Raw genomic sequence first — 10,858 nt, 5'->3', positions numbered from 1 at the left:
CTTGAGGGGTTTGGGCGCTCCGGCGGCGGCGCGGCGGCCAGCATCAGCAGCGCCAAGCAGCAGCGCATCGTGCTGGCGGCGCGCCACTACCTGATGCGTTTCGCGAGCCCGCCGCCCTGCCGTTTTGACGTGGTGCTGGTGCAGGGCGCACTCGGTGAAAAGGCGGGCGCCGCCATTGAATGGCTGCCCGCCGCATTCGACGCTTCGTGAACCCTGCCGCCGGTACGAGGGCGCGTGCTTCGTCAGGTCTGGAATTCGCTCGGATGCACGGTTTCGACCATCTTGTTGTCGCGCAGGAAGGTGACGATCCAGTGGCCGAACTTCTGCGTGAAATGCACGGGGATGGCCTGGTTGAGCGCGAGCGCGATGGATTGCCGCACGGGCAGGTCGATGTCGCGCTGGTCCGAGGGCGCAACGTCCACGCGTATCAGCATGAAGGTGTCGCGGTCCTGGAGTTCCACGCTCGGGAACGACCATCTCGCGGCCGTCGCCTGCATAAAGGCGGCGGTCACCTTGCTGACGACCTCGGGATCAAAGACGGGACTGCTCATGTGCGTGGGACTGGCTTGTTAAGTAACCGCATGTGTCGATGATGGCGCAAATTTTCCGCAAGCGGCCGCCGCGCGACTCATTTTTGGAGTGAACCGGGACATAGTTCCTGGAACTAGTTCCGCTTTTGTGCCGCCTTTTGCGAGAGGCTCGCCCGGGAGCGGCTGCTTTTTCGCAAAGCCCTCGATTCTATAAAGTTTGGCGGGGCGGGCCGGTCATCGCGAGCCTGCCGCCGTGCTGGTGTGACGTGGTGCCGACCAACGGCGCGCTGGGCGCTGAGGCCGGCGGCACCACCGAATGGTTGCCTGCGGCGTTCGACGCTCTTGGAGCGTCATGAGCCATTCATCCAGCCGCTTTTGACTGAAAGAAAACGTAAGGTTTGTTTTGCTTAAAAAGAACAGGCAGAGGCACCAGCGGCAGGATTGTCAGTTGGCTTTATGAGTCAAATTGGCATCCGGTCCAATAGGCACGCAGGAAACTTGCTATTAATTTAGTGGCAAACAAGGTGCTTTCCCAAGTTGCCGCGGGTTGGGTCGCAGCCCTTGGCTGCGACGTTTTCGGGTCTTTATTCCCTTTCGGCGTCACCGTTGCCAGTGATAGCCTGTCGTGGCTTTGCGGCAGGCGAGGTGCCCGCAGGGTCGCAAAGGGTTCCCTCCGTGAGTCAATGGCGGCCAATCGCCAGCGTCGCAAGCCGGGGTCCATGCCATTTCAGTGACACCCATCCAAGGGGGCGACATGATCGTTGATGAACTGAGCAGCTTCTACGTTTTGCGTACACCGGACAAGCTGGACGACAACTCACCCCATCCCCGCGTCGTGCCGGCTTATGGCCGAAGCGCGACGAATGAGACCCTGGCGTATCTCAATGACGTCAAGGCCCTGATCCACCAGGGCGACTGGCGCACGCCGCTGAGGGCGCGCATCAAGGTGGAGGCAGCCCTGGGGACCTGGAAGGGCGGGCGTTCGCCGTTTGCCATCGCGTTTGCGCCCCACGTCAAGGCGCTGCGAAAGTTTGCCGAAATCCACAGCGAGGGCCGCGCCCTCGACTATGTGCTCAGCGAGTTCGTCACGCACGGCGCCGCGCTCGGCAGCACCCTGGACAAATGGCTGGGCGAAGAATCGGGCGTTCTGACCGAGGCTTTGCTTCAGATGGCAGCCCAGCGCGCCGCACTGGCCGACGTGCTGCTGGCCGCCGTGCTGTGCAACGATGCCACCGTAGACCGCGAAGGCACGGCCACGACGATTTGCGCGATGGAGTCGATTGAGCGGCTGCTGACTTCGCGGCGCAATCCTGACCGCCTGCTGGCCTGGGAACCCGCCATCCTGCAGGGCATCCTGGTGTTCCCGATTGAAGCGGCGCCGCCCAAGCCTTCCATGTTCGGCAACCTGCGCAAGCGCGACCTGGAGCTGCTCAAGGGCGAGCCTAAATCCACGACGCCGTCCGAGCCGATACGGCCGGTACACCAGTATGTGGGTGACCTGGTGGTAGTCAAGCAGCACCTGCTCTCGTATGCCATGGGTGAAGTCGCTCATGTTGAGAACGTGCTGAAAAGCGAAAATTACCAGCGTTCGTTCCGCAATTTGAAGCGCGACGAGGTCCGGCTGCTCAGCGAAGAGATCCAGGAATCGGTCACCGAGCGCGACCTGCAGTCGACGACGCGTGACGAGTTCAAGCGCGAGTGGTCGGCGCAAAAGCAGGACAGCCTGACCTTGCAGGGCGGCCTCAATGCCATGGTCAGCGGAACGACGGGGACCGGGCAGTACGTGATCACAGCGGGCGCCTCGGCCAGCTACAACCGCAGTACCGAAACGCGTGAAGCCGCCGCCCAGCAGCATGTCGGCGAGATTGTGTCGCGGGTGCAGGAAAAAATCACCGACCGGGTCCGTACCGTGCGCGAGTCGATCACCACCTCGGAAATCCGCGACACGACCACGCACGGCTTCAACAATGTCCAGGGCGACGGGCACATCGTCGGCGTGTACCGGTGGATTGAAAAGAAATACCAGTTGCACCTGATCAACTACGGCCGGCGCCAGTTTTATGAATTCATCATCCCGGAGCCCGCGGCCTTCTGGGCCAGCCTGGAGGGCCTGCGTGCGTCCAGGGCCGCAGGGCCGGCTCCCCTGCCGCCCCTGCTGCCGGGCGAGGGGCAGGGCGCGGCCCCCAGAGAAATCGATTTGGGTGACTTTGCGTTGAGCCGTACGGTGCGCGGCGTGCCGGAGCGGCTTGACGAGCCCGTGCGCTGGCACGACATCGTCACGCTGGCGGGCCAATGGGGCGTGCAGCTGGAGCTTCCGCCCAGGCTGACGGAGCAGGCCCATGGCATGGCATCGCTCACGCCGGATGACAAGCCCGACGAAAAGGCGCTGGCGCATAAATTTCGCGCCAACATCGGCGGCACGGACACCGACTGGTGGGAGTCTCTCAACTCAAAATCCGCCGTACCGGAAGCGGGCATCAAGATCCCGGCCGGCTACGCCGCGGAAGACGGTGAGATCGCGTTCAAGACCTGGCAAAAGGCCCGCCTCAAGCAGCCAGAGCTGGCTTTGCATGAGACCAACTCTTTCGTGCATGAAAACGGCTATGTCACTTTGCTGATGGGTGGGCGCCGCTTCACGCTGATGGTGCCGGTGGCGGGCGCGAACAATGGCGCGGGCGGGTTCGTCTACGGCCTGAACCAGGCGCTCCAGGAGCAGGGCCAGGGAAGGGTGCATCTTGAAGGCGAAGTCTCCATCGGGGTCACCACCACGCTGGAGGCGGCGATGTTTTCCATTCGCCTGGACTGCGTGCGCACGGCCGCCAAAGAGCGTGAGTGGGCGGAAAAGAGCTATGCCGTCTTCATGGATGCCTACCGCGCCCGGCAGGCCGAGCATGCGGCAGCCCTGCAGCGCGCCCAGCTCGACAACGCACGCGTCGACATGGTCCGTCCAGATTCCTTTTACCGGGAAGTGGAGCGCAATGAATTGAAGCGAGCGATCATCGACATGCTGATGGGCCTGCAGCTGCCGAGCCTGGCGGGCAATGTGCTGGCGGCTTCCGGCGACGGCAGCCTGCCGGCCATCAATCGCCAGGCCCTGCCCGCCTACAGCGCCATGATTGATTTTTTCGAACGTGTGTTCGACTGGGCGAACCTGGCTTATCGCTTCGAAGCCTATTTTTATGGCCGCGGCGAGCAATGGGGAGCGCTGGCCACCGCCTATAACGCCGACCCACAGTTCGCGCGCTTCCTGGGGGCTGGGGCCGCGCGTGTGCAGCTGCCTTGCCTGCCCGGCATGGAGCCGCTGGTGGACTTGTATCTCAACGGGCAGTTCCTCAATGATCCGAGCCGGATGGTGCCGTGGTTTTCACGCCAGCAGCCCATCGCCGAAGACCTGGCGCGCGCCGCGCGTGACGGCTTTGCGCTGTCGCCGGGCCGTGTCACCGTCGCGGCCGGCGCGCGGCGGGCGACTGTGCGGGGAAGTAATTTCAGCGAACCCGCGGACCTGCAGCGTGAAGTGCGCATAGGCGGCAAGATCTATGTGATCAAGGCCATCGTCAACCCTTTCACTTTTGAGCTGGACCGGCCGGTCGCCGCCGCGGTCGACGATGCCTTGTTTGAGGTTGGGGGCATTGTTGTCGGTGCGCCCATCGAAATTTCGCTGCCGACCACCCTGGTGGCCATCGATACGCCCACCGTGACCCTGCCGGTTTTCCTCGGCCGTTATGCTTGAGCCCGTTTTTGGCCATCGAGGCAAAGGCGGAGATCGCAAATGCTGACCGAACCCGGGGAGATGGCGCCAGGCCGGCACTTCGTGCTGACCATTCCCGAGCGGGTCCCTGAAACCCGCGGCAGCTATGGCAGCGCCGCTGTGCTTGACTTGCTGAAGGCGGAAGCCGAGCACCCGATGCCGGCGGGTGAGCCTTTGAGGCCGCAGGACCTGCTGCTGGATGTGCATGAGGCCGTACCTGAAACGGGAAAACCTTATGGCTCGCTGATCAAGCTGTCTTTTGACGTGGCCTCCAAAGATCTGGCCATGGAGTTCAAGGCCTGTTGTGAAATGGTTTTTTCAATCTACGGCCGTGCGGCTTTCGAGGCGATCCATGACGCCATCGTCGGTGTCGCGCCCTGGCCAATCAAAGAGTTCGGCCTGCGCGGTGACCCTCCGATGGTGCTGCATCCGGAATCGCCGCGCCGCAAGCTGTTCAATCTCTGGGCGCAGGAGCGCGGGCAGACCAAGCAGCGCATCGCGCAGATACAGGCGGTGATGGCTACCGACATCGCACTGTTCGCGCGCGTCCGCCTTGCGCGGTCGAGTGTGGAGGTGCTGCGGGAGGCTTCGCTGCTGTTTGAGTTGGGCGACAGCGCTGATCCCGGCAAGCAGGAGGCGGCTTTTCGGGGCCTGCCGGGGCTCGCCGACCCTTATCCGCTCAAAGCCGGCCGGCTTGAGCGGCTTTTTCAGACCCTGCTCGATATCGCCGAGCGGAAAGCCCGGCTTGAGAAGATCACCCAGGATGCGAACCGCAAGGGCCTGGCCGTGGCGCTGACCGCGACGACGAGTTATCACAACCCCGGCGCGTTCAAAGACGCCGAAGCCGCATCGCTGGCCGCCCGGCAGGTGCGCAATGAGCAGCTTGCGGCGTTCGCCGTCGAGCTGGCCCGGATCGGCCTGGAAATGCCCATCATGTTCAGGCTGCACGCCACCGACCTGCCGGCCATGGCGATGAACCTGCAGCTCGATCAGCCGCACCGGTCGGCGGCGCAAAACGCGGTGGATTTTTTCCGCTACCTGTTTCCGCGCCGCGAAATCTGGCTGCAGCTGGAAAAAGTGATCGATGCCTCGCGCGAGGTCGGCGCTGAGTTGCAGGAAAGCCCGGACAAGGTCTGGGCCTACCCGTTTCTGGTGCACGGCTACCTGGAGGACGTGGCCATTGAACCCGGGACCCTGGCCTATGCCGCTGCCGAAGGCCGATTGGCCGAGGAGGGCGAGCCGTCCCTTCTGCAAAAGGCCTCGATGGCGGCCGGGACCGGTGAGCTGATGGCCATGGCGCTGGGCTCGGGCGAAGTGCCGCCTGTGGCTGCGACCATCGCGATTGTTTCCACGCTCCTGGGTGTGGCGTCGACGGCCGAGGAAGAATACAAAAAGTGGCGCGAGCGGGCCGCGTCCTGGACGCATGTCGACCCAGGCAAAAGCTTGGCCGCGGGACCGGGCTATGCCTGGTCGGTCTTCAACGTCGCGATGACGGCCATCGACGTGGTGGGACTCAAGGGCAATGCCAAATTGCTCAAAGGTAAAGGCGCGGCATCGCCATGAGTACGGGCGGCGGAGAGCAGCAGGTGCGAAAGGCCACGGCCGCGGCATTCCAGCTGCCTTTCGGGTTCTCCGTGGTGCTGGGCCGCAGTTGGCGCTCCATCTTCACGCCGCTGATGGGGTTGTCGCCCGAAGTGGCCCGTGCGGCCGACTTCTACATCAAGGCCGCCGTCCGGCTTCGCCGTCATGCGTCCGAAGGCAGTTTTCTGGCCTATCTAGAGGCCGCGCTCAGGTTGGACGGAAAGCTTGAAGGTTTGAGCGGTGACTACCTGGAGCCCATCTTTCGCGACGTGGAGACGCGCTGCCTGGCTTATCAGACCCTGGGCCCGAAGGGGGTGAAACTGCCGCAGGTGCGTCCCCGCAAGGTGTTCCAGGACCGCCTGGACGTTCTGCGCGAGGTTGACGTGGCGCATATGCAGAGCCGTTTCAATCGCAATTTGCACCAGGTCGACAAGGACTTGCGCGAGGCGCGCCAGCTGGATCTGTTGCCCGCATTCCGGAAACTGGGCAGTGTCATCGGGCCGGATTTTGACGAGGCCTGGGCGCCGATTTTTGAGTACCTGGCAAAACACGAAGCCGGCATTGCCGCGGCGATGAACAGGCTGAAAAATGCGGGTGGCCAGGGCCAGGACGTATTGGCGCAGGCTGCGAAGTCGGTGCAGGGCTATCGCAGCAAGATCAAGGGACTGCTGGGCGAGGCCTATGTGCGCAAGTGGAGGCACTGGCTGGACATGAAAAGTGTGCTCAGGGAGATGGCCGAAGTCCGCGTGCTTGAACTCAACCGTGCCGCGCGCATCAATGGCCAGGACGTGGTCTGGTCGCTTCTGGAGGTACCGCCGGGCAAGGTCCGCCTGGACAGCCAGGAGACCTGGGACGAAGCCCTGCTGATCGTCGAGGAGGCGCGCGGTGGTGCTCCCTATCGCCGTGCCGATGTCTTCGCGACCGCGCAGGTCAAGGTTGAGGAAGACCTTTCTGCGTTGATGCAAAGCTGGAAAGACGAGCTGCGTGAAGGCAGTTTTTTCAGCAAGAAGCAGGCATCGGCCTTACCCGTCGTGTCCATCGAGCACAAAGGCGGCGGCACGGACCTGTTTTTTGTCGTGCCGCCGGACCCGAACCACCGCCCGATCCGCTGGGCGTTTGCCCCTGAAGGCGTCAACATCCCGATGGCTGATGTCAGATTGCTGGAGCGCGCCGGACTTCAGGTGATTACCCGGGAGATCAACCGCCCCATCGCCGACTTCAACGTGGTCGCCGACGGGCTGATGCATTCGCTGACGCTTCCGGCGCCGTAAAAAAACGGCCTCTGCCTGCTGTCACCCGCTTTAACAATTCACCCTGGAAAAGCGGGCCAATCCCGGGTACAAAAGCGGTTTTCGCCTCTGTAAGTTCTTGATTTGCATAGGGCGTGCCGTTGGATTGACGGCTTGCCATTCGGCCGTCACGATCAGGAGCAATCCTGACCCGCTATCATTGACGCCATGCTTGAACAACGCATTGAACAGCAGTTTATCGACAGCGCCGACCTCAAGTACCAGGCCGCCCAGGTGCTTTCCAAGCCGGTCGCGGCGGCGGTGCAGGCCATATTGGCCAGCGTCACCAGCGGCGGCAAGGTGCTGGCCTGCGGCAACGGCGGATCGGCCGCCGACGCCCAGCATTTCGCCGCCGAGTTCGTCGGCCGCTATGAGCGCGAAAGGCCCGAACTGGGCGCGATCGCACTGACGACGGACAGTTCCATCCTCACCGCGATTGCCAACGACTACGATTTTTCGGTGATCTTCTCCAAGCAGGTCCGCGCGCTGGGCGTCGCCGGCGATGTGCTGCTGGCCATCAGCACCAGCGGCAACTCGGCCAATGTGCTGGCCGCCATTGAGGCCGCCCACGAGCGCGAGATGACCGTGGTGGCCCTGACGGGCCGGGGCGGCGGCAAGATCACCCACGCCCTGCGTGAAACCGATGTGCATATCTGCGTGCCGCATGAGCGGACCGCGCGTATCCAGGAAGTGCACCTTCTTGTCCTGCATTGCATTTGCGATGGCGTGGACACCCAGTTACTTGGCGACCAGGAGACCTCTGTATGAAATGTGTTTCGTTTAAACGGCTGACTTTGACCCTCGTCACGGCCACCTTGGTGGGCGGCAGCCTGACGGCCTGCTTCCCGCTGGTGGTGGGCGGCGTCGCGGGCGGCGCGCTGGTGGCGACCGACCGCCGCACCTCCGGCGCGCAACTCGAGGACGAGGGCATAGAGCTGCGCGCGACCAGCCGCATCCGCAGCAATGTCGGCGAGCGTGTGCACGTCAATCTGACCAGCTACAACCGGCAGGTGCTGCTCACCGGCGAGGTGCCGAATGCGCAGGACAAACAGCTGGTCGAGCAGATCGTCGCACGCGTGGAAAACGTGAGCTCCGTGGTCAACGAACTGTCCATCATGGGCAACTCGACCCTGACGCAGCGCTCTTCCGACGCCCTGGTCACCGGCCGCGTCAAGGCCATGCTGCTCGATGCGCGCGACCTGTCCTCCAACGCTTTCAAGGTGATCACGGAGCGCGGCACGACCTACCTGATGGGCCGTGTCACGCAGCGCGAGGCCGACCGCGCCACCGAGGTGGTGCGCTCCACGCCCGGCGTGCAGAAGGTCATCCGCATTTTCGAGATCATCAGCGAAGAAGAGTTGGCGCGCATGCTGCCGTCCAAGCCCGCCGCGCAGCCGGCCCAAGGCGCCAAGCCCGCGGGCAGCTGAAGCCCTGAGGCAAAGCGGCCGCACCGGGCAAGCCGGTGCGGCCGCTTTTTTTTGCCCGGACTTATTTAAGGCGCTTGATCAGGCTCGAAGTGTCCCAGCGCCGGCCGCCCATGGCCTGCACGTCCGCGTAGAACTGGTCCACCAGGGCGGTGACCGGCAGCCGGGCCCCGTTGCGCTTGGCCTCGTCCAGTACCAGGCCCAGGTCTTTGCGCATCCAGTCGACGGCGAAACCGAAATCGAACTTGTCGGCCACCATGGTCTTGCCGCGGTTGTCGAGCTGCCAGCTTTGCGCCGCGCCCTTGCCTATCACCTCCAGCACCTGGTTCACGTCCAGCCCGGCTTTCTGGCCGAAGGCCACCGCTTCGCTCAAGCCCTGCACCAGGCCGGCGATGCAGATCTGGTTGACCATCTTGGTGAGCTGGCCCGCGCCGCTGGCACCCATCAGCGTAAAGGCCTTGGAAAACGCCATGCCGGCGGGTTTGACGGCGTCGAAGGCCGCGGCGTCGCCGCCGCACATCACGGTGAGCGCGCCGTTTTGCGCGCCGGCCTGGCCGCCCGATACCGGGGCGTCGATGAACTGCAGGCCCAGCCTGGCCGCCGCCGCGTAGAGTTCACGCGCGACATCGGCCGAGGCCGTGGTGTGGTCGACAAAAATGGCGCCCGGCTTCATGCCGGCAAAGGCGCCGTCCGCGCCCAGCGTGACGGCGCGCAGGTCGTCGTCATTGCCGACGCAGCAAAACACGATGTCGGCGCCGGCGACGGCCAGGCGCGGCAGGGCGGCCTGGGCCGGCTTGCTCGTCGAGGTGAATTCGGCGACCCAGGCGGCGGCCTTGGCCGCGCTGCGGTTGTAGACCGTGACGCTGTGGCCGGCCAGCGCCAGGTGGCCGGCCATGGGGTAGCCCATGACGCCCAGGCCCAGGAAGGCGACCTGGCGGGGGGAAGAGGGCTCGTAGGTTTTGGGGGTGGTGCTGGACATGGGAATGGATTCAGGAACGGGATGCGTGAGGAAGAAGCGGAAGGGGGCCGCGCCGGCGCGAAGCCGGCGCCTGGCGCCTTAAACGATGGCGAAGTTTTCGGTGCCGGCCGACAGGTCGGTCGACTTGGCGCGCTGCGAATTGAGCTTGATCTGCAGGCGCAGGTCGTTCACCGAGTCGGCGTTGCGCAGGGCGTCTTCGTAGGTGATGAAATGGCTTTCAAAGGCGTCGTACAGGGCCTGGTCGAAGGTCTGCATGCCCAGGTTGCGGCTCTTTTTCATGATCTCCTTGATCTCGGAGACCTCACCCTTGAAGATCAGGTCGGAGATCAGCGGCGAGTTGAGCATGACTTCGACCGCGGCGAAGCGGCCTTTGCCGTCCTGCTTGGGCACCAGGCGCTGCGAGATCATGGCCTTGAGGTTGAGCGACAGGTCCATCAGCAGCTGGGTGCGGCGTTCTTCGGGGAAGAAGTTGATCACGCGGTCCAGCGCCTGGTTGGCGCTGTTGGCGTGCAGCGTGGCCAGGCACAAGTGGCCGGTTTCGGCGAAAGCGATGGCGTGCTCCATGGTTTCGCGGTCGCGGATCTCACCCATCAGGATCACGTCGGGCGCCTGGCGCAGCGTGTTTTTCAGGGCCGCTTCCCAGCTGTCGGTGTCCAGGCCCACTTCGCGCTGCGTGATCACGCAGTTCTTGTGCGCGTGGACAAACTCCACCGGGTCTTCAATCGTGATGATGTGGCCGTAGGACTGCTCGTTGCGCCAGTCCACCATGGCGGCCAGCGTGGTGGACTTGCCCGAACCGGTGGCGCCGACCAGGATGGTCAGGCCGCGCTTGCTCATTACCACATCCTTGAGCACCTGGGGCACGCCCAGCCCGTCGATGGTGGGCAGCGTCGCCGGAATCGTCCGCATGACCATGCCGACCTTGCCCTGCTGGATGAAGGCGTTCACGCGAAAACGCCCCACGCCGGGCGGCGAGATCGCGAAGTTGCATTCCTTGGTGCGCTCAAACTCCGCCGCCTGCTTGTCGTTCATGATGGAACGCGCCAGCGCCAGCGTGTGGTTGGCGTTCAGCGGCTGGGGCGACACCTTGGTCACCTTGCCGTCCACCTTCATGGCCGGCGGAAAGTCACCCGTGATGAACAGGTCGCTGCCGTTGCGGCTGACCATGAGTTTGAGCAAATCGTTGATGAATTTACTGGCCTGGTCGCGTTCCATGAACGACTCCTAAAAAATGATGCCCCCACGCTTGTCGCTTCGCGTACTGTGCTGCCCCCCGAGGGGGCCGCTGCGCCTGCGGCCCGGCAAAG

At 63.9% G+C, this 10,858-nt stretch carries 9 protein-coding genes; 6 read left to right on the top strand and 3 right to left on the bottom strand.

All coding sequences use genetic code 11. The features are described 5' to 3' along the window. On the top strand, positions 1 to 210 hold a 210-nt coding region (locus tag PMI15_RS10080; protein ID WP_007867686.1), incomplete at its 5' end, for a YraN family protein. Positions 211 to 242: 32 nt separating this feature from the next. Here the strand turns inward: PMI15_RS10080 and PMI15_RS10075 are convergent. After that, positions 243 to 551: a hypothetical protein gene (locus tag PMI15_RS10075; protein ID WP_007867683.1), complete on the bottom strand. Its 309-nt coding sequence runs from the start codon at positions 549 to 551 to the stop codon at positions 243 to 245. A 733-nt stretch (positions 552 to 1,284) separates the two neighbouring features. On the opposite strand from PMI15_RS10075, the gene PMI15_RS10070 reads away from it, so the two are divergent. From PMI15_RS10070 to PMI15_RS10050, 5 genes are all read left to right on the top strand, one after another. Then, on the top strand, positions 1,285 to 4,260 hold the full coding sequence (locus tag PMI15_RS10070) for a hypothetical protein (protein WP_007867680.1): 2,976 nt from the start codon (positions 1,285 to 1,287) through the stop codon (positions 4,258 to 4,260). A gap of 39 nt (positions 4,261 to 4,299) precedes the next feature. Then, positions 4,300 to 5,841, top strand: coding sequence for a hypothetical protein (locus PMI15_RS10065; protein WP_007867679.1), 1,542 nt, complete (start codon positions 4,300 to 4,302; stop codon positions 5,839 to 5,841). 71 nt (positions 5,842 to 5,912) lie between these two features. Further along, positions 5,913 to 7,130: a hypothetical protein gene (locus PMI15_RS10060; RefSeq protein ID WP_157214589.1), complete on the top strand. Its 1,218-nt coding sequence runs from the start codon at positions 5,913 to 5,915 to the stop codon at positions 7,128 to 7,130. Positions 7,131 to 7,316: 186 nt separating this feature from the next. Next, positions 7,317 to 7,916, top strand: coding sequence for a phosphoheptose isomerase (locus PMI15_RS10055; RefSeq protein ID WP_007867672.1), 600 nt, complete (start codon positions 7,317 to 7,319; stop codon positions 7,914 to 7,916). Then, on the top strand, positions 7,913 to 8,575 hold the full coding sequence (locus PMI15_RS10050) for a BON domain-containing protein (protein WP_007867669.1): 663 nt from the start codon (positions 7,913 to 7,915) through the stop codon (positions 8,573 to 8,575). Before PMI15_RS10055 ends, PMI15_RS10050 begins: the two co-directional genes overlap by 4 nt. A gap of 61 nt (positions 8,576 to 8,636) precedes the next feature. Here the strand turns inward: PMI15_RS10050 and PMI15_RS10045 are convergent, their stop codons facing one another. Further along, positions 8,637 to 9,551, bottom strand: coding sequence for an NAD(P)-dependent oxidoreductase (locus tag PMI15_RS10045; protein ID WP_007867665.1), 915 nt, complete (start codon positions 9,549 to 9,551; stop codon positions 8,637 to 8,639). A 78-nt stretch (positions 9,552 to 9,629) separates the two neighbouring features. Then, positions 9,630 to 10,766, bottom strand: a complete 1,137-nt coding sequence (locus PMI15_RS10040; RefSeq protein WP_007867660.1) for a PilT/PilU family type 4a pilus ATPase — start codon at positions 10,764 to 10,766, stop codon at positions 9,630 to 9,632. Between the last annotated feature and the right edge of the window lie 92 nt (positions 10,767 to 10,858).

It is taken from the genome of Polaromonas sp. CF318, assembly GCF_000282655.1.
Taxonomy (GTDB): Bacteria; Pseudomonadota; Gammaproteobacteria; order Burkholderiales; family Burkholderiaceae_C; genus Polaromonas.
Note: the sequence above shows the minus strand (reverse complement) of the source record. Positions and strands in the feature narration are given on the sequence as shown.